Source organism: Pseudarthrobacter sp. MDT1-56 (assembly GCF_059383555.1).
Genome location: NZ_JBWZCK010000023.1, coordinates 1 through 18,684 on the forward strand (window position 1 = coordinate 1; position 18,684 = coordinate 18,684).

Here is an 18,684-nt window from a genome sequence, read left to right on the forward strand (position 1 = left end):
CTCCATCGCCTTGTATTTCGCGGGATCCACCGGATCATCAGGCTTGCCGCCGGCCCCGGCCTCTCCTTCCCGATGCAGCTGAACCCACCGCTTCAGCGCGGTCCCGGAGATCCCCAGTTCGGGGGCAACTGACGCGGGCGAACGGCCAGAGGAAATGACGAGATTCACGGCATCGGCCTTGAACTCATCGGAATAACTGGGACGGGAAGACATGGGCACAATCCTTTCAAACTGTGTCTCACATCAGTAGTACACCTCAGGCATCTTACTGCTAAGCCCTNGCATCTTACTGCTAAGCCCTTGTCCGGCAAGATCCCGCCGTGGGACCGCGATCCGAACTGGGTTCGACCCAGCGCTGGACCATCCGAGTCTGATCGGGCTGCGGTGAAGTACAAGAAGCAGGACAAACTTGTTCGGGCCCTTGCGTGCGAATACAACCAATTGACAGAGCGCGGACGGATTGAATTCGCGCTCTCCGCACCGGGCTGCGTCTATCAGGCCTTCAGTGCGCTCATGTTTCATGCTCATCAGACCCGTGAGGACTAGCCCTACCAGCGACCATGGGAAGAGCCAAGATTGGCTTAGCGAAGTTGCTACGTCCGCATCCCTTACGCGAGGGCAACGGCAGCGGGCAAGTCCACCCGACCGCGTGGGCTGGCCTTGGTTGGCCTCGGCCCTTCGACTCCCCCCGAATGCGCCTAGACTGCTCGCATGCCTATCATCCCGGATATTAAGGATTGGACCTGGGTCCTGCAGCGGACCTGCCCCGAGTGCGGCTTCGATGCCTCGGCGGCGACGCCAGCGACGGTGCCGGGGATCGTGGCCAGCATGCTCCCGCGCTGGCGCGCCGCCCTGCGGCGTCCGGACGCCGCCGAACGCCCGAACGGGGACACGTGGTCCGTGCTGGAATACGCCTGCCACGTCCGGGACGTCTTCAGCCTGTTCGACTACCGGCTGGACCTGATGCTCCGCGAAGAGGACGCCCGGTTCGACGACTGGGACCAGGACGTGACCGCGGTCGAGAAGGACTACGCCAACGCCGACCCGGCCGAGGTCAGCGCGGAACTCACCGCGGAGGGCGAGCAGATCGCCGCGTCCTTCGGACGGGTCCCGGAGGATCAGTGGGGCCGCACGGGAATCCGCAGCAACGGCTCGGAATTCACCGTGCTGACGTTCTCCCAGTACTTCCTGCACGACGTCGTCCATCATCTCCACGATGTGGACGGGTAGCGCGTGGACGGGTAGCTACAGTTCCTTGTCCCAGGCCATGCTGCTGTTGACGGCGACGTAGCCCATCTTGGCGTAGAGGGCCAGCGCCCCGGTGGGGTTCTCCGAGTCGACGTCGAGCGAGGCCTTGTCCATCCCGGCGGCGGCGAAGCGGCGCATCGCATCGGCCAGGAGCGCCTGCGCCACTCCGCGGCCGCGGAACTCGCGCCGCACCCCCAGCAGGTCCGTGTAACCCTCCTTGTAGCCCCGCGACTCGGCACTGACGGCGTCATGGCTGGCGAGCTGGTAACCGGCCACCCTCCCGGTGGACTGCTCCACAACGACGGCGCTCAGGTCCGGCCGGGCCAGCGGATCGTTCACCACAAAGCCCCAGGCCTCCTCGTCCCGGGGCTCGCTGCCCCAGTGGTCCCGGAACGCCTCGTTATGCGCCAGCCGCACGGGCTCATGCAGCTCGGGCCCGAAGCCCACGATTTCCAGCCCCTCACCCAGCGCCGGCTCGGGAAAGCCGCCCGCCAAGGGCCGGTGCATCTCGTTGTAGTAGCGGACGATCCGGTAGCCGGCATCCCCGAACAGGGCGGACTGGTGCGTGTGCTGCTGCTCCATGTGGAGCCGCAGCCTGGGAGTGGAACCGTTCACCGCATCCTCGGCAAAACGCTGCCGGGTCCTCGCCTCCATCCAGCCCAGCAGCCCGGTACCGATCCCGTTTCCCTGCCACACGGGATCGACGCAGCCATACCCGATCGCCTTCTCACCGTCAGGGTTCTTGGTGATCCGGCCGTAGGCCCTGGCGGTGCCCTGCGCGTCGAAGCCGAGAACCGTATTCGCGGCGGCCGGATTCTTCTGCGATTCGAGGACCTGTTCCAGGTCGGCGCGGCGTTCGAACCAGACGGGCTGTTCGACGGCGGCGGTCCGGGCGATCAGCGCCGCCCAGTCATCCAGGTCCGCGGGCCCTGCGGCCCGCCACTCCAGTCGGGGGTCCAGGCTGGCCAGGGGGTCGGCGTGTCCGTTCATGGCAACAGGCTAACGTCCGGCCTACCCCCGCGCCAGCGACGGCGTTGACTCCGGGGACAGCACAGCGTTCCTGGCTGCCTCACGGTCCAGGTCCAGCCGGCTGTCGTCCGCGGCGATGTCCTCCGGGTTGTGGGTCACCAGCACCACCGTGCGGTCCCGCAGTCCGTGCCGGAGCTCGGCCAGCATCGCCCGGCCGGACTCCGCATCCAGGTGGGCCGTCGGTTCGTCCAGCAGGATTACGTCCGCGCCGGTCAGGAGCGTGCGGGCGACGGCGAGGCGCTGGCGTTCGCCTCCGCTGAGGAAGGCTCCGCCGGGTCCGATCCGGGTGTCCAGGCCGTGCTCCAGCCGCCCGACCAGCGGTCCGAGGCCCACCGCGGCCAGGGCGCCCTGGAGTTGCGGTTCCGGCTCTGCCCCGCGCTGGGTCTCCGGAAGCCCGAGCAGCAGGTTGCCGCGGATGGTCGAATCGAAGAGGTGTGCCTCCTGCGGGCACCAGGCAGCCCGCCCGCTCAGCAGGATCTGGCCGCTGGCTGCCGGCAGGAAACCCAGGACGACGGCGAGCAGGGTGGACTTACCGGAGCCCGAGGTCCCGGTGACGGAGAGCCAGCGCCCGGGTTCGGCCGTGGCGCTGAGCCCGGTGAAGACCGGTGGCCCGCCCGGCCAGGCGGCCGCCAGGTCCTGCAGCTCGATGCCGGTCTTGCCGCCGGGCCGGCCGGCGACTGTGACCAGGCCGCCGGACGCGTCGGTGTCGCCGTCGTCCAGGACGCCTGCTTCGCCGACGCGATCCAGCACGGCCCGCAGCGCCGGGTATTGCCGGACCGCCGTTGTGATGGCCGCGTACGGCTCCACGAGCGCGAGCTGCAGCAGCACCACCACGGCCACCGTCGAGGCCTCAACCGCTCCGCTGAGGGCCAGCGGAGCGGCCAGCGCGGCACTGGCCAGGGCGGCCGTCCCGCAGGCCAGCACCGTCAGCCCCTGGCCGAGTCCTTCGGCCCAGGCCGAGCGCTGGGAGGCGGCGGTCGCGGAGCGGTCGGCGCGGGTGATGGCCGCGAGCACCGGCGCGGAGACGCTGTTGGCGTGGAGTTCGGCCCGGGCGTCGAGGGCCGCCGCCACCTGGCGGAGAACGCCGGAGCGCAGCCGCTGCTCGGTGCCGGCGGACATCCGGTCCGCTGCCAGCGCCAGGGCGGGGGCCGCCACAAGGCTCAGCACGGCGGCGGCAATTACGGCGGGGAGCGCGGCTGGCAGGAGCAGCGCGATGCCGGTGACCGCGGCGGCCGCGACAGCCACGGCGGTGAGCGGAGGCAGGACCACCCGGGGCAGCAGCTCCCGGACCGTGTCGACGTCGTCCACCACGGTGCCCAGGACGTTGCCGCCCTGCAGCAGCCGGCGCAGCGAGAGGGCGCGCCGGCTCAGCGACTCCCAGAGCCGGCCACGGAGCCTGGTCAGGGCGGCAAAGACGGCGTCGTGCAGCAGGAGGCGTTCCAAATAGCGCAGCGCGGCCCGGCCGATGCCGAAGAAGCGCACGCCAACGATCGCGGTGAGCAGGTACAGGATGGGCGGCTGTTCGCTGGCGCGGATGATCAGCCAGCCGGAGAGTCCGGAGAGGGCGACGGCGAAGAGGGCCGCCAGGGTGCCGACCGCGCCGGCCGCGGCGAACTTGGCTCCCACGGGTGCGAGCAGCCGGCGGAGCCGGGTTACCGTTGACCCGTGCGTGGCCCGTCCGGCCGTCCCGGTCCGTGGCCCGCGGGATTCCATGTTGTTGGCCGGCTCGAGTTCCGCAGCCTGGGGTCCGGCGGGCCCGACGTCGGCCGGCCGGGGTTCAAACAGCGCGGCCTCCGCGGCGGGGTCCCCCGCGGTGGACGCCTGGGTGGCTGGTGCTCCGGTAGCTGACGCTTCCACGGCGGATGCTTGGACGGCGGATGCCTCGACACCGGGCGCCGGCGAGGCCACGCGTGCCACGGGAACGAGTTCATCGGCGAGTTCCCGGGTCAGCCGGTCGTGGGCGACCAGCAGGATGGTGACCCTGCCGCGGAGCGCGGCGATGGCACGGCTCACGGCGGTGGCGGATTCCCGGTCCAGGTGGGCAGTGGGTTCATCGAGCAGCAGCACCCGGGCTCCGGCTTCGATCCGTGCCAGGCCGCGGGCGAGTGCGACGCGGCGCAGCTCCCCCGGGCTGAGTTCGGCGGGATGCTTCGCGGCAAGGTGCTCCGCGGCGCAGGCTGCCAGGCAGCGCAGGGCCGCGGCCTGGCTCGCAGCCTGGCCCCGATCATCGGCGTTGCCGTCCGCCCCAGTTTCCAGGTCGGATCCCAGATACAGCCGGATCTCGTCCAGCACGGTGGGGGCGACCATCACGGGGTGCTGCGGCACCCAGGCGAGGTCCGCCGTCGTGAATCCTGCGAGCCGTCCGGTGACGATGGTTTCCTGGTCGGTGCCGCCGCCGGTCCCGATGGTTCCGGCCAGCACCCCGAGGACGGTGCTCTTGCCGGCGCCGCTGGGGCCGTCGAGGGCGGTGATGCGGCCCGGGGCTGCCGTGAAGCTCAGCGGCCCGACGGCGGCATCCGTCCGGCCGCCGTAGCGGACGGTCAGTCCGGCCACGCTTAGGGACGGCGGACCGTCGGCTCCGGCGTCCGCCCCGGCCCCGGAGGGGGCCGCGGCGGGCCGCAGGGGCGTGGGTTCGGGTGCCTCGAGGACGGCGGTGGTTTCGGCGAGCGCGGCTCGGCCGTCGTCGCTTGCGTGGTGGGCGGTGCCCAGTTCGCGCAGCGGAAGGTAGCAGTCGGGGGCGAGAATCAGGGCCAGCAGCCCCGCTTCCAGCGCCATGTCGCCGTGCACCAGCCGGACGCCGATGAAGACGGCGACCACGGCCACGGAAATGGTGGCGATGAGTTCCAGTGCGAGAGCGGAGAGGAAGGCGGTCCGCAGCGTTCCCATGGTCCGGTGGCGGTACTCCTCGGAGAGGTCCTCCAGGGCCTTGCGCTGGGCGGTCGCCCGGCCCAGTCCCACAAGCACGGGCAGGCCCTTGGCGAGCTCCAGCATGTGGCCGGACAGCCGCGCCAGGGCCGACTGGGCTTCCCGGACGCGGTCATCGGTGTAGCGGCCGATCAGGATCATAAAGAGCGGGACCAGCGGGACGGTCAGCACGATCACGGCGGCGCTGATCCAGTCGTCGTACAGGATGCGCGCGCCCAGCAGCAACGGGATCGCGGCGCAGTTCACCAGCGCGGGCAGGAACTGGGTGTAGTAGCTGTCCAGGGCGTCCAGTCCCCGGGTCGCCAGGATGGCGAGGCCCCCATCGGAGGGGCCGGCGGACCTGGTGCCGTTGCGCAGCGCCCGGTCGAGCAGCTGCGAGCGCAGCTCCTCCTTCACGCCCAGCGCCGCCCGGCGCGACGCGACCGCCTGGGCCCAGACCGTCAGGGACCGCAGCGCGACTCCCGCAACCCCCCAGTACAGCTGTCCGCCCCAGGCCGGGTCGCCGGCCATCAGCCCCGCCAGCATGGATGCGACCGCCTGCGCGATCAGCACGAGGGACAGGGCCTTCAAGGCCGCGAGCAGGCCGAGCAGGTAGAGGGCGGCGCGGTTGGCGGGGCCCGTGGGGAACTGCGGTCTCATCAGGTGCTAGTCCTTGGGGGCCAGGGCTTTGGCGGCGATGGCGGGGAGGAAGCTGTGGGCCTCGGGGATGTGCGCGTCGCTCACCCGGCGCCGGAACACCCAGTAGGTCCATGCCTGGTAGGCAAGCACCAGGGGCAGCCCGATCAGGGCGACGATGCTCATCAGCCCCAGGGTGTAGTCCGAGGAGGACGCGTTGGAGATGGTCAGGTTGAAGTCCAGGTTCAGTGTGGACGGCAGCACGACCGGAAAGGCGGCACCGAAGATCGAGGCGCTGCCGAGGAGCAGAAAAGTGCCCAGGGACAGGAACGCGCGGCCTTCGGCACCGGTGCGGGCGAAGTTCCACGCCATAACGGCGGCGACGACGGCGGCGAGGACCGCCAGGACAGTCCACACCTCGCCGCTGAGCAGCTGAAGGCTGATCGCCCAGCCCGCGATCGGCAGCAGCAGGACGGGCAGAAGCCGGACGAACCACTGGCGGGCGCGGTGCCGGATGTCGCCGTCGGTCTTGAGGGCCAGGAAGGCCAGGCCGTGCAGCAGTGAGAAGCCGACGACGGCCAGGCCGCCCAGTACTGCATAGGCGCTGAACCATGCGAACGGTCCACCTTCGCGGTCGCCGTTGGCGTTGATCGGAAGTCCGGTGGTGGTCAGTCCCAGGGCCGCGCCAATACCGAAGGCCGCCACGAGGGAGCCGAGGGAGATGGCCCAGTCCCAGCGGGCCCGCCACCGGGGGTTGTCCACTTTGCCGCGGTATTCGAAGGCCACGGCGCGGAAGATCAGGGCGACGAGGACCAGCAGCAGCGGCAGGTAGAGCGCGGAGAACAGGGACGCGTACCAGAGCGGGAAGGCCGCGAAGGTGGCACCTCCCGCGGTCAGGAGCCAGACTTCGTTGCCGTCCCAGACCGGCCCGATCGTGTTGAGCAGCACGCGGCGTTCGGTGTTGTTCCGGGCGAAGCCCTTCATCAGCATTCCGACGCCGAGGTCAAAGCCCTCGAGAAAGAGATAGCCCGTCCACAGCACCGCGATGGCGATGAACCAGATGGTGGGAAGCAGTTCCATGCTGAGTATCCTCTGCGTTTCTTGGGGACCGAAGGCTTAGTAGGCGAAGGCCAGGACGTCGTCGGCGTCCCCGGGTTTGCCGGGGCCACCGCCCTTGGGGGTGGCATCCTCGTTCTCGTCCACGGGAGCGTGGGCGAGTTCCGGCATGGCCGCGACAACCCCGCCGCGAATGTACTTGACCAGCAGCTTGACCTCGACCACCAGCAGCACCGCATAAACCGCGGTGAGCACCACCAGTGAGGTCAGGAGCTCGCCGGCGGAGACGCCGGGTGAGACGGCGGCGGCAGTGAACATAAAGACCTGGTCGATCCCGCTGGGGTCCGGGTTGGGGGCGACGACGAACGGCTGGCGGCCCATCTCGGTGAAGATCCAGCCCGCGGCGTTTGCTCCGAACGGCGCCAGGATCCCAAACACGGCCAGCCGCATGAGGCCACGGGACGCGGGGACCGTCCCACTGCGGGTGAGCCAGAGGGCAACCAGCGCGGCCAGGGCAGCCAGTCCGCCAAAGCCGATCATCATCCGGAAGCCCCAGTAGGTGACCTCCATGACCGGGACGTACTGGATTTCCTGCCCGGCCCGTTCCCCGTAGATGGGGTTGTCCGGCAGGTTGGTACCGTAGTCGGCCTTGTACTGGTCAATCAGGCTGTTGACGCCCTTGACTTCGGTGGTGAAATCGCCCTTGGCGAGGAAGGACAGGATCCCGGGAACCTCGATGAGCGCGACGATGTCGTCGCAGTTCTTGGAGCCGAGGTTGCCGATGCTCAGGATGGAAAAGCCGGTGCCGTCGTGGCAGGCCGCTTCGGCGGCGGCCATCTTCATGGGCTGCTGTTCGAACATCAGCTTGCCCTGCAGGTCCCCTGTGATGGCGGTGCCGGCGAAGGAAATCATGGCGACGACGGCCCCGATCCGCAGGGAGCGGATCCAGACGGCGTGGTCGGTGCGGTCCCGGCCGGGGATGGCGGCCTCACCGGGAACGACCTTGCCGTCCGGGCCGATGGTGTCGATCCCGTCGTGCCGGCGGCGCCACAGGTGGTACCAGGCGATGCCGAGCAGGAAGGCGCCGGCGACGGCCAGGGCGCCGAAGATGGTGTGCGGGACGGCGACGAGGGCGGTGTTGTTGGTGAAGACCGCCCAGGCATCGGTCATCACCGGACGGCCGTTGATCATCTCAACGCCCACCGGGTGCTGCATCCAGCTGTTTGCGACGATAATGAAGTAGGCGGAGAACACTGAACCGATCACGGCGATCCAGAGGCAGGCCAGGTGGACGGCGGGTTTGAGCTGCTTCCAGCCGAAAATCCAGAGACCCAGGAACGTCGACTCCACGAAGAACGCCAGCAGGGCCTCCATGGCCAGCGGGGCTCCGAACACGTCGCCCACGAAGCGGCTGTATTCGCTCCATGCCATGCCGAACTGGAATTCCTGCACGATGCCGGTGGCGACGCCCATGATGAAGTTGATCAGGAAGAGCTTGCCCCAGAACTTGGTCATCCGGAGGTACTCGGGCTTGCCGGTACGGTGCCACATCGTCTGGATCACGGCAACGACGAGGCCCAGGCCAATCGTGAGCGGCACCATCATAAAGTGGTAGACGGTGGTGATTCCGAATTGCCAGCGTGCGATTTCCAAGGCGTCCAAGGCAGTCCCTAACTTGCTAGGAGCAACTTCTACATGACGTAGAAAGATTCTTCTACAGAGTGTAGAACACTTTGATGGGTCACTGCACCCAGAGTCCCACGGCACGGAACGGCCCGCAATGGAGGCGCTGCCGGTGGCTCATGGACGGGAGACCGGACTTCAACAACCCGATAGCGTGACCGGATCCTTCCGCGGCGCGTTGACCAGGGACCGCTTCAGGGCCACAATCGCAGTACCTGCGCAGCCATTCTGATTGAGCCCGGAGCGGGGGCGCGTCTGCGCAACTCAGCGGCTACTGCCCCGGGCAACCCGTGCCCGGTGGCGGTTCCCGCCGTCAAGGGAGGTCGCCGATCATGGCCGAGACCAAAGTCAAGCACCGGAGCGTCGAGGAGCGGATTGCGAGGGGAAAGGGATACCGGAAGAAGACGCCGGTCTCCAGCCCCGCGGGCTGGGTTCCTGCGCCCGACCGGCCGGACCCGGTGGCCCTCCTCGAGGAGCAGAACCTCACCCGCGAACAGGACCTCGTCCCGGTGCGCCACGGACGGATGCTGGCCTCACCGTTCACCTTCTACCGGGGCGCGGCCAAAATCATGGCCGCCGACCTGAAAGACACGCCACGGGCGGGCCTGATCACGCAGCTGTGCGGAGATGCCCACCTGTCTAACTTCGGCGTATTCGCCTCGCCGGAGCGGACACTGCTGTTCGACCTGAATGATTTCGACGAGACACTTCCGGGGCCGTTTGAATACGACGTCAAGCGTATGTCCGCGAGCTTTACCATCGCGGCCCGGAACAACGCGTTCACCAAGGAAGAGGCCCGCGATGTGACACTGACCGCGGTTCGGGCCTACCGGGAAGCGATGGCCCAGTTCGCGAAAATGCGCACTCTGGACATCTGGTACGCCCGGCTGTCCGAGGAACAGCTGCTGGAAACCATCAACCTGGCCGTGGCATCTCAAAAGGGCAAGGCCCTCAAGAAAGCTGCCCAAGGCATGGAAAAGACGGCGCGAGCGAACGTCGCCAAGGCCCACACCCGGGACAGCCTGCAGGCACTGTCCAAGCTCGCCGAGCTTGTGGACGGGAAATACCGAATCGTCAGCCAGCCACCGATCGTCATCCCGGCCCGGGAGCTGGGCGGATCGTTCAGCATGTCCGCCGATGAACTGGAGCAGGTGATTCGCGAGCAGCTCCGTTCATACCGGGCCACACTGCAGGAGGACCGACGCCACCTCCTCGAGCGCTTCGAAATCATCGACGTCGCCCGCAAGGTCGTCGGCGTCGGCAGCGTCGGCACCCGGGCGTTTATTGCCTTGCTCCAGGGGCGCGATCAACAGGACCCGCTGTTCCTCCAGGTCAAGGAGGCCACCCGATCGGTGCTCGAGGACCACTTGCCAAAGAGCAAATTCAAACAGCCGGGCGAGCGTGTGGTGCAGGGGCAGCGGGTGATGCAGGCTGCGAGCGACATCTTCCTGGGGTGGACCAAGGGGGCGCAGGAAAACCGGTACCTGTACTGGCGCCAGCTGCGTGACATGAAGGGTTCGGCCATTGTGGAAGGGATGAAACCGCTCGGCATGACCTTCTATGCCAACGCATGCGGATGGACACTGGCCCGCGCGCACGCCCGCTCGGGTGACGCCGTCGCGATCGCCGCTTACCTGGGCAAGAGCGACAAGTTCGATGTGGCGATCACCGACTTCTCCGAGCGCTACGCCGACCAGAATGAACGGGACTACCAGGCCTTCGCTGATGCGGTCCGCTCCGGCCGACTGGAAGCAATCGAGGGCCTCTAGGCCAATATCGTCCACGACTGACCGCTCGCGGCATCGGACCGCGGTCCTCACCGGAGCCCGCCGTGCACGTCGACGCCCCGGCCGCGCCACAGCCGGACGGCCCAATCGGGAACGACCTCTCCGCAACGGCCATGGCCCCCTGCGCGACACGCCCGCGCCGGACACTTCTACCTCATGTAGAAACTATCCGCAAAACACGCTAAATTTAAGACTGAAGTATTCACTACCGCCCGGCCGAGTCGATTCGCCGGAGCGGCCCTTACGAAGGACGTACGCAATGGCAAGTCTCGGTGAACTGGAACGGGCAGTGATGGACCTGCTCTGGGCAGGCCATGAGGCTGCGACAGCGAACACACTGCGGGACCTGCTCGCTCAGAGTACGCGCGCCGAAAACGGCACCGCCGGACATGAGGGCAAGGACCTGGCCGTCACGACGGTGCTGACCGTGCTCTCCCGCCTGGAACGCAAGGGCCTGGTGGAGCGAGAACGCGGCACCCGCCCGCACCGCTACCAGGCAGTCTCCAGCCGCGAGGACCACACCGCTGAGCTGATGCACGAGGTCCTGGGCTCCGCACCGGACCGCGAGGCCGTTCTGGCCCGCTTCATTGGTTCCGTCACCGACACCGAGGCAGAAACGCTGCGCAAGCTGCTGGGACTCAGCTAGCGCCCGATGTTCTGGACCTCATGGTTTTTGGCGGTCCTGGCGATAGCACTGGCCTGGCCGGTGCCAATTGTGCTGTCCCGCGCACAGTGGCCGGCACGCTCGCCGTTCACGGCGATGCTGCTGTGGCAGGCAATTGCCCTCGCCGGCGGGCTGTCCATGATCGGCGCCATGCTGGTTTACGGACTGGAACCGATCGGGGACAACCTGCTGGCCGGCCTCAAGGCACTGGGCGGGATGGTCTTCAACAATGCGCCCACCACGGCACTGGGCTTCTGGCACATCTTTGCGCTCTCGGCCGCGGCGCTGCTGACAGCCCATCTGGTCTTCACCCTGCTGCTGACGTACTACAGGATCCAGCGCCAGCGGCGTCGGCACCGCGAACTGCTGGCCCTGCTCGCGTCCCCGTCCGCTGACGGTCCGCGGACCATGGTGATCAACGTCGACTCCCCCGTCGCATACTGCCTGCCCGGGGGCGCCCGCTCGGTTACCGTGCTCTCCGACGGGCTTATGGCGGCCCTGGAACCCGCCGAACTGCGCGCAGTCCTGAACCACGAGAACGCCCATTTGGACCAGCGCCACCATTTGCTGCTCTGGGCTTTTGCGGCCTGGCGGCAGGCGCTGCCCTGGCTTCCCACCACGCGGCTGGCGCAGGAAGCTGTCAGCTCTCTGATCGAGATGCTCGCCGACGACGTGGCGCTGAAGACCGAGAGCAAGGCCACCCTGATCAAGGCGATCGCGATTGTGGCCAGCGGCTCCTCCGGCGCCCCCGGCGCCCGGATGGCCTTCGGCGATTCGGACCTGTCCGACGGCGAGCCAGGCCAGCCGGGTGCCACGGGCGGCGCCGGTTCGGCCTCGACGACGGCGTCCCGCGTCAGCCGCCTGCTCTCGCCGCAGCCGCCCCTCCCGGAACCCCTGCGCGCGGCTGTTCTGGCGGCCTGCCTGCTGCTGCTGGCGGTTCCGACGGCCCTGTTGATTGTTCCCGGCCTGCTGGGCTGAGCCCCTCCGCGGCGACCGCCGCGGCAACCCCGCCCGGGCGACCCCCGCCGGGCAGTGCCCGAGCGGAGGCCGGGCCGCCCCGCCCGAAGGCTGAGCGGCCCGGCACCTATTGCGCGGCTTGTGCCCGCGCTTACTTAAGCAGCTTGTTGGCCTTGTATTCGAGGTCCACATTGCCGGACCCGTTACCCTTTGCCGAGCCATTGACCGCCGAGGTGGTCATGCCAAAGGTGAGCGTTGTGTGGGCGATCGCGTCCGCCATTTCTTCCAGCACATCAACGTTGACATTGGCGATGGTGTCGCAGGCCGCGTGGTAGCACGGGTCCAGCGGGGCACCTGCTTCGCCGCCGACGATGGCTGCTTCTTCTGCGGTCTTCAGGTCCTCTGCGCCGGTGAACAGTCCGCCGGCCGGGATGCCGGTGTTGATAAAACCGAAGTAGTCGGACCGTCCGTCAAAGGCCGTCGAGGCAACGGGCAGGTTCTGGGACTTGAAGTAGTCCAGGAAGACCTTCTCCACCAGCGCGGAGCCGTTGGGACCCTTCTCGCCGAACGCCGAGCCGTCGCCGTCATAGACGTAGCGGACGAAATTCGGCGAACCGACCATGTCGAAGTTGAGGTTGACGGCATGTTCCTTGACCTGGCGGGTCGTCAACTGGGAGACATAGTGCTCGGACCCGATCAGCCCGTCCTCTTCCCCTCCCCAGAACGCAAAGCGGATCCGGTTGGTCGGTTCAACGCCCAAGGCTTTCAGTTGGAGCGCGGTCTCCAGGATCGCGGCCGAACCTGAGCCGTTGTCGTTGATGCCGGGGCCCTCAGCCACGGAGTCCAGGTGCGCGCCCACCACCACGGTGCGGTCGGCACGTCCGCCGGTATCCGCCAGGATGTTGAAGGATTCGATCGTGGTCACTCCAGACTCGACAGCCAGGCGCATCACCACATTGCTGAGCCCGGCAAGTTCGGCGCCGGTCGCGTAGCTGGTGCTGACCACCGGGATGGCTGCCTGCGGCAGGTCCAGGGTGCCGCCAAAGAGGCCGAGGCGGTCATCGCCCGGGACGACGTTGCCCTGGTTGAAGATGATGACCCCCGAGGCCCCGGCCGCGGCGGCGTTGTCCGCCTTGATCCGGAAAGTGCAGGTGCCGCGCTGGATCAGGGCGATGTTTCCCGGCGTGAAGCCGGCGAAGTCGCCCGCTTCGCAGCCGCTGGTCGAGGCATGGTCACCGGCGAGGTTGAGGTCGACGGCGGTCAGCGGGGCCGTTTCGTCGCCGGCACCGGAGTAGGACATATCCAGGAAACCGGTCCCATAGGTGTAGGTCTCCGGATCCGGTGACACCCGCTCCAGCGACGCCGAGGTGAAGTCGTAGCGGTCGTAGCTGAACGGCTGACGGGCCGTTTCGTAATGGGCTGCCTGCAGTACCCCTTCAATGTATTCGAGCGAGGCCTCGTAGCCCGGGCTGTCAGCTGCGCGGTTGCCGCCGTTGGCATCCGCGATGGCCTGGAGTGCGTTGAGATGGGTCATGATGTTCGGCGCGGACACTGCGGTGCGCAGGGCCTCCGAGTTGGTTCCGGTTGCTGCAATGGCCGGCGGCGCGAAGCTGACCGCCAGTCCGATCGTGGCGGCGATGGCCGCGCGCTGGATATTCCGAGTTTGCCTCATAGGGATCTCCTGGATTTATGCCGCGGAATCCGGCCCCGGGCGTCATTGCCCGGGGCCGTGAGACGACACTATCGGAAGGAGGGAAACTGGGTTAGAGGGCATTTGGGCACTGGCGTGATCCGGCAACGGCCAGGACAATGCACGCCCCAGCACCGGTGAGGGCGAGGTCTCAGGCGTCGATGCGCTCCCGGTCCAGGCTCGCCGCCCCGGCGATGATGAAGTCCTTGCGCGGCGCGACGTCGGATCCCATCAGCAGGTCAAAGGTCTCCTCGGCCTGCTTGGCGTTCTCGATGCCGACTTTGCGCAGGGTGCGGTGCCGCGGGTCCATTGTGGTCTCGGCCAACTGCTCCGCGTCCATCTCACCCAGGCCCTTGTAGCGCTGGATCGGCTCCTTGTAGCGCTTGCCTTCCTTCGCGAGCCTCGCCAGCAGGACGTGCAGTTCCGTCTCCGAGTAGGTGTAGATCATCTCGTTGGCCTTCTGGCCGGCGTTGATGACCTCCACCCGGTGCAGCGGCGGGACGGCCGCGAAGACCCTGCCCTGTTCGATCATCGGCCGCATGTAGCGGAAGAACAGCGTGAGCAGGAGCGTACGGATGTGGGCGCCGTCGACGTCGGCGTCGGTCATCAGGATGACCTTGCCGTAGCGGGCGGCGCTGATGTCGAAGCTACGGCCGGAGCCTGCGCCCACCACCTGGATGAGCGCCGCGCACTCGGCGTTGGAGAGCATGTCGCCCACCGAGGCCTTCTGGACGTTGAGGATCTTGCCGCGGATGGGCAGCAACGCCTGGAAATCGGAGGACCGCGCCAGCTTGGCGGTGCCGAGCGCCGAGTCGCCTTCGACGATGAACAGTTCGGAGCGTGCGACGTCATCCGTGCGGCAGTCCGCAAGTTTGGTTGGCATGGAGGACGTCTCGAGGGCGTTCTTGCGGCGCTGGGTTTCCTTGTGGACGCGGGCGGAGATGCGCGACTTCATCTCGCTGACGACCTTTTCCAGCAGCAGCGCCGACTGGGCCTTGTCGTTGCGGTGGGACGAGGTCAGCTTCGCGTTGATCTCCTGTTCCACCACCTTCGCCACGATGGCCCGCACGGCCGAGGTGCCCAGGATTTCCTTGGTCTGGCCCTCGAACTGCGGCTCCGCAAGCCGGACGGTGAGGACCGCGGTGAGTCCGGCGAAGATGTCGTCCTTCTCGATCTTGTCGTTGCCGGCCTTCAGCTTCCGGGCGTTGGTCTCCACCGCCTTGCGGAAGGTTTTGAGGAGCGCCTGTTCGAAGCCGGTCTGGTGCGTTCCACCCTTGGGCGTGGAGATGATGTTGACGAAGGTGCGCACCGTGCTGTCGTAGCCGATACCCCAGCGGAGGGCGACGTCGACCTCGCAGTCCCGCTCGACCTCGGTCAGTTGGCTGTGGCCCTTGTCGTCCAGGACCGGAACGGTCTCCTTAAACTTGCCGGCGCCATGCAGCCGCCAGACGTCCGTGACGGCGGGGTCGGCGGCGAGATACTCCACGAATTCGGAGATGCCGCCGTCGTGATGGAAGATCTCCTCGTGCGGGCCGGACTCGCCCGGGGTGCCGGGTTGCTTGCGCTCGTCCCGGACGGTGAGTTTCAAGCCGGGGACCAGGAAGGAGGTCTGGCGGGCGCGGGCGGCGAGTTCGTCGTAGGAGAACTTGGCGTCCGGGGTGAAGATCTGCCGGTCCGCCCAATAACGGATCCGAGTGCCGGTGACGCCGCGCTTGGCCTTGCCCACGACGTCCAGGACGGAACCGTCGACGAAGGGCGAGAAGACCGAGGCCGGGTCCGGCCTAGTGCCGGTGTCCTTGAAGCGACCAGGCTCGCCGCGGCGGAAGGACATCTTGTAGGTTTTGCCGCCGCGGTCCACTTCCACGTCCAGCCGGGAGGACAGGGCGTTCACGACCGACGCGCCCACGCCGTGCAGGCCGCCGGAGGCCGTATAGGAACCGCCGCCGAACTTGCCGCCGGCGTGAAGTTTGGTGAACACTACTTCGACGCCGCTCAGCCCGGTTTTCGGTTCAATGTCGACCGGGACGCCGCGGCCGTCGTCGTGGATTTCCACCGAGTTGTCCGCGTGCAGGATGATTTTGATGTCATGGCCAAAGCCTGCGAGGGCTTCGTCGACGGAGTTGTCGATGATCTCCCAGAGGCAGTGCATAAGTCCGCGGGAGTCGGTGGAACCGATGTACATGCCCGGGCGCTTGCGGACGGCCTCAAGGCCTTCCAGCACGGAGAGATGCCGGGCGGTGTAATCAGAACTTGGTGCCACGGGGCGGAAACTCCTTCAGGAACGGGACGGCTGCCATTGAGCCGGCAAGCTTTTTGGCGCTCTTCCTAGGGTAGTCGGAGTGCCGCTGTCCGGTGTGCTGCCACTCCCCGGCCGCCGCCCGCGCCGGAACCCGTTACCGAGACGTGATACGCGTACAGCGAAAGTGGGCCATCCGTGCCATGGTTTCGCTGCGAATGCTGGTTATATAGGTATACCGATCTACCAAGGAGGCCGAACATGACAACAGCAGTTGCGGACCGCACACTCACCACCGTCGACCGGTGCGATCGTTGCGGAGCACAGGCATATGTCCGGGTTGTTCTCGGCGCCTCCGGGGGTGAGCTTCTTTTCTGCGGCCACCACGCCCGCGCCGTAGAACCGACGCTCAGGCCGCTCAGCTCTGACTGGCACGACGAGACGGGGCGCCTTCACGAGAAGCCGCCGGTCCCTGTCGACTAGAGACCGGGTCCACCAAACCACATGAGAAAGAGCCCCTCCGGATCCGGAGGGGCTCTTTCCGCGTTAACCAACAACGCCTGGCTGGCGCAACGGGCAAACGCGGAGTCAGTTAAACGAACAACGCGGGGTCACTTCCGGCCCAACCCTCCGGGAAAGACGGGCGGCAGTTGACCCCGCGTTGTTTGGTGGGTGCCTAGTCCAGGTAGTCCCGGAGGACCTGGGACCGCGACGGGTGCCGCAGCTTGGACATGGTCTTGGATTCGATCTGGCGGATCCGCTCACGCGTGACTCCGTAGACCTTGCCGATTTCGTCTAAAGTCTTCGGCTGTCCGTCGGTCAAGCCGAAGCGCATGGCGACCACGCCGGCTTCGCGTTCGGAGAGGGTGTCCAGCACCGAGTGCAGCTGTTCCTGCAGCAGGGTGAAGCTCACCGCGTCGGCCGGGACCACGGCCTCGGAGTCCTCAATGAGGTCACCGAATTCGGAGTCGCCGTCCTCGCCCAGGGGCGTATGCAGGGAAATCGGCTCGCGGCCGTACTTCTGGACTTCGACGACCTTTTCGGGCGTCATGTCCAGTTCGAGAGCCAGCTCTTCCGGAGTGGGTTCGCGGCCGAGGTCCTGCAGCATCTGGCGCTGCACGCGGGCCAGCTTGTTGATGACTTCCACCATGTGCACCGGGATGCGGATGGTGCGGGCCTGGTCGGCCATGGCACGGGTGATGGCCTGGCGGATCCACCAGGTGGCGTAGGTGGAGAACTTGAAGCCCTTGGTGTAGTCGAACTTCTCGACCGCACGGATCAGGCCCAGGTTGCCTTCCTGGATCAGGTCCAGGAACAGCATGCCGCGGCCGGTGTAGCGCTTGGCCAGCGAGACCACGAGGCGGAGGTTGGCCTCCAGCAGGTGGTTCTTGGCACGCTTGCCGTCGTGGATGACGAATTCGAGCTCGCGCTTGAGCTTCGGATCCATGGATCCGTCGTCGGCGTTGATCTTTTCCTCGGCAAAGAGGCCGGCCTCGATGCGCAGGGCGAGGTCGACTTCCTGCTCGGCGTTCAGCAGGGCGACCTTGCCGATCTGCTTCAGGTAGTCCTTGACCGGGTCGGCGGTGGCGCCGGCGGACATGACCTGCTGCACGGGGGCGTCGTCGTCGTCGGCGTCGGAGTAGACAAAGCCGGAGCCGGTGGCGGCTGCGGCGGCCTTGGCGGGGATTTCCTCCCCGTCCTCACCGATCTCAACGGCCTCCACGACGACGTCGTCGAGGTCAACCTCGACTTCCTCATCGGTGTCATCGTCACCGTTGGCGGCTTTGCCGGCGGCTTGCGCCGCGGCTTTAGCGCCGGGCTTGGGCCCGCGCTTTTTGGGTTCAGGCTTGGCGACTGCCGATGCGGTGGTGTCACCGTCGGCCAAGGCTGCGTCTTTGACAGCCTTGTTGGCTGCACGCGTGGCGGCGCGCTTGGCGCTCGTCGCCGCCTTCTTCTCCTCGGGGGACAATACGGCCTGGTCGGCGGGTTCCTTCTTCGCGGAAGACGGGGTCACAGAAAACCTTTCTAGCGGCGGTCTGTGGAATCACCATACGGGCAACACCACTATGACCCTGTCAAGTCCGTGTTTCACATCAGGTGCAATCACGACCAGCAGAGCCACTAAGTAGAACTCCTGGGGTGACCGTAATGTTCCCTGTTTCCACGGTCCACTACAAGCACTTGATACACGGACCCAACCGGGTCTCGGCAACCATTGTCTCACGGTTTTCTCAATCGGGACCGACGCGGGGCGCGGGCCTGCGATACCGGCCGCGGCGCCGCGGCGCGCCTTCCCTCAGTGGCGGTGCCCTCATCGCCCGGCGTTGGCTTGGTGTCAGGCGACGTCCGGTTCGAACCGCTGCCAGGCCGCCTCCCTCCTGGCCGCCCAGCCGCAGAGCGTCCCGCGGCGGACAAGTTCCGCCAGCAGTTCCGCCAGCCGGTAGCCGGGGTGTTCCTGGTCCGCGCGGCGGAACAGCGCGTCTGCGAAGGACCCTTTTCCGCGGCACCACTCGATCCAGCCCCGCCCGGTCAGCGCAGCGGCCCCCGCCTCACCCCCGGCTGCGCCCAGCTGTTCCAGCACCCGGTCCAGGCGTGCCATCAAGGTCCAGTCCGGCAGCGGGGGTGCCAGCCCCAGCAGGACCTCGCCGTAGCCGGGCACCTCCGGCGGCACATGGCCGGCACCACGGCCGCCGCCCTTCCGCCCGGTGCCCGCTCGCCCGGTGCCCGCTCGCCCGGCGCCCGCTCGCCCGGCGCCCGCTCGCCCGGCGCCCGCTCGCCCGGCGCCCCCTCGCCC

At 67.5% G+C, this 18,684-nt stretch carries 14 protein-coding genes; 5 read left to right on the plus strand and 9 right to left on the minus strand.

What is annotated here, in order from left to right; all coding sequences use genetic code 11:
* Positions 1–213: transposase (locus AC50YC_RS19375; protein ID WP_494954903.1), on the minus strand; the 213-nt coding region annotated here is incomplete at its 3' end.
* 498 nt (positions 214–711) lie between these two features.
* Here AC50YC_RS19375 and AC50YC_RS19380 point away from each other — a divergent pair.
* Entirely contained in the window at positions 712–1,230 is a 519-nt protein-coding gene (locus tag AC50YC_RS19380) for a DinB family protein (RefSeq protein ID WP_494954904.1), read from the plus strand.
* 15 nt (positions 1,231–1,245) lie between these two features.
* On the opposite strand, the gene AC50YC_RS19385 is transcribed toward AC50YC_RS19380, so the two are convergent.
* Genes AC50YC_RS19385 through AC50YC_RS19400 form a run of 4 tightly spaced genes read right to left on the minus strand, consistent with a single transcriptional unit; the run spans position 1,246 to position 8,535 of the window.
* Positions 1,246–2,238: a GNAT family N-acetyltransferase gene (locus AC50YC_RS19385; protein ID WP_494954905.1), complete on the minus strand. Its 993-nt coding sequence runs from the start codon at positions 2,236–2,238 to the stop codon at positions 1,246–1,248.
* Between the two features lie 21 nt (positions 2,239–2,259).
* Positions 2,260–5,841: a thiol reductant ABC exporter subunit CydD gene (gene cydD / locus AC50YC_RS19390; protein ID WP_494954906.1), complete on the minus strand. Its 3,582-nt coding sequence runs from the start codon at positions 5,839–5,841 to the stop codon at positions 2,260–2,262.
* Positions 5,842–5,847: 6 nt separating this feature from the next.
* The gene (gene cydB, locus AC50YC_RS19395) at positions 5,848–6,897 is read right to left on the minus strand and encodes a cytochrome d ubiquinol oxidase subunit II (RefSeq protein ID WP_494954907.1); all 1,050 of its coding nucleotides are present in this window, start codon (positions 6,895–6,897) and stop codon (positions 5,848–5,850) included.
* A gap of 36 nt (positions 6,898–6,933) precedes the next feature.
* A complete protein-coding gene (locus AC50YC_RS19400) occupies positions 6,934–8,535 on the minus strand; it encodes a cytochrome ubiquinol oxidase subunit I (protein WP_494954908.1) in 1,602 nt (533 codons plus the stop codon).
* A gap of 353 nt (positions 8,536–8,888) precedes the next feature.
* Here AC50YC_RS19400 and AC50YC_RS19405 point away from each other — a divergent pair, with 353 nt between their 5' ends.
* The 3 genes from AC50YC_RS19405 to AC50YC_RS19415 all read left to right on the plus strand — a co-directional run bounded on the left by AC50YC_RS19405 (position 8,889) and on the right by AC50YC_RS19415 (position 11,985).
* Positions 8,889–10,325: a DUF2252 domain-containing protein gene (locus tag AC50YC_RS19405; RefSeq protein WP_494954909.1), complete on the plus strand. Its 1,437-nt coding sequence runs from the start codon at positions 8,889–8,891 to the stop codon at positions 10,323–10,325.
* Between the two features lie 277 nt (positions 10,326–10,602).
* Entirely contained in the window at positions 10,603–10,989 is a 387-nt protein-coding gene (locus AC50YC_RS19410) for a BlaI/MecI/CopY family transcriptional regulator (protein ID WP_024368330.1), read from the plus strand.
* Between the two features lie 6 nt (positions 10,990–10,995).
* Positions 10,996–11,985: a M56 family metallopeptidase gene (locus AC50YC_RS19415; RefSeq protein WP_494954910.1), complete on the plus strand. Its 990-nt coding sequence runs from the start codon at positions 10,996–10,998 to the stop codon at positions 11,983–11,985.
* A 130-nt stretch (positions 11,986–12,115) separates the two neighbouring features.
* On the opposite strand, the gene AC50YC_RS19420 is transcribed toward AC50YC_RS19415, so the two are convergent.
* On the minus strand, positions 12,116–13,636 hold the full coding sequence (locus AC50YC_RS19420; RefSeq protein WP_494954911.1) for a M20/M25/M40 family metallo-hydrolase: 1,521 nt from the start codon (positions 13,634–13,636) through the stop codon (positions 12,116–12,118).
* A 169-nt stretch (positions 13,637–13,805) separates the two neighbouring features.
* Positions 13,806–15,914, minus strand: a complete 2,109-nt coding sequence (locus AC50YC_RS19425) for a DNA gyrase/topoisomerase IV subunit B (protein WP_494954912.1) — start codon at positions 15,912–15,914, stop codon at positions 13,806–13,808.
* Positions 15,915–16,151: 237 nt separating this feature from the next.
* On the opposite strand from AC50YC_RS19425, the gene AC50YC_RS19430 reads away from it, so the two are divergent.
* A complete protein-coding gene (locus AC50YC_RS19430) occupies positions 16,152–16,373 on the plus strand; it encodes a DUF7455 domain-containing protein (RefSeq protein ID WP_354173453.1) in 222 nt (73 codons plus the stop codon).
* Positions 16,374–16,566: 193 nt separating this feature from the next.
* Here AC50YC_RS19430 and AC50YC_RS19435 read toward each other — a convergent pair whose 3' ends face one another.
* On the minus strand, positions 16,567–17,904 hold the full coding sequence (locus tag AC50YC_RS19435) for an RNA polymerase sigma factor (RefSeq protein ID WP_494954913.1): 1,338 nt from the start codon (positions 17,902–17,904) through the stop codon (positions 16,567–16,569).
* 321 nt (positions 17,905–18,225) lie between these two features.
* Positions 18,226–18,561, minus strand: coding sequence for a DUF4192 family protein (locus tag AC50YC_RS19440; RefSeq protein ID WP_494954914.1), 336 nt, complete (start codon positions 18,559–18,561; stop codon positions 18,226–18,228).
* Between the last annotated feature and the right edge of the window lie 123 nt (positions 18,562–18,684).

Bases quoted from the DNA above. Each gene is read 5' to 3' on its own strand.
- AC50YC_RS19405 (WP_494954909.1), top strand. From the start codon at position 8,889: ATGGCCGAGACCAAAGTCAAGCACCGGAGCGTCGAGGAGCGGATTGCG.
- AC50YC_RS19420 (WP_494954911.1), bottom strand. From the start codon at position 13,636: ATGAGGCAAACTCGGAATATCCAGCGCGCGGCCATCGCCGCCACGATC.
- AC50YC_RS19385 (WP_494954905.1), bottom strand. From the start codon at position 2,238: ATGAACGGACACGCCGACCCCCTGGCCAGCCTGGACCCCCGACTGGAG.
- AC50YC_RS19380 (WP_494954904.1), top strand. From the start codon at position 712: ATGCCTATCATCCCGGATATTAAGGATTGGACCTGGGTCCTGCAGCGG.
- AC50YC_RS19430 (WP_354173453.1), top strand. From the start codon at position 16,152: ATGACAACAGCAGTTGCGGACCGCACACTCACCACCGTCGACCGGTGC.
- AC50YC_RS19415 (WP_494954910.1), top strand. From the start codon at position 10,996: ATGTTCTGGACCTCATGGTTTTTGGCGGTCCTGGCGATAGCACTGGCC.
- AC50YC_RS19410 (WP_024368330.1), top strand. From the start codon at position 10,603: ATGGCAAGTCTCGGTGAACTGGAACGGGCAGTGATGGACCTGCTCTGG.
- cydD (WP_494954906.1), bottom strand. From the start codon at position 5,841: ATGAGACCGCAGTTCCCCACGGGCCCCGCCAACCGCGCCGCCCTCTAC.
- cydB (WP_494954907.1), bottom strand. From the start codon at position 6,897: ATGGAACTGCTTCCCACCATCTGGTTCATCGCCATCGCGGTGCTGTGG.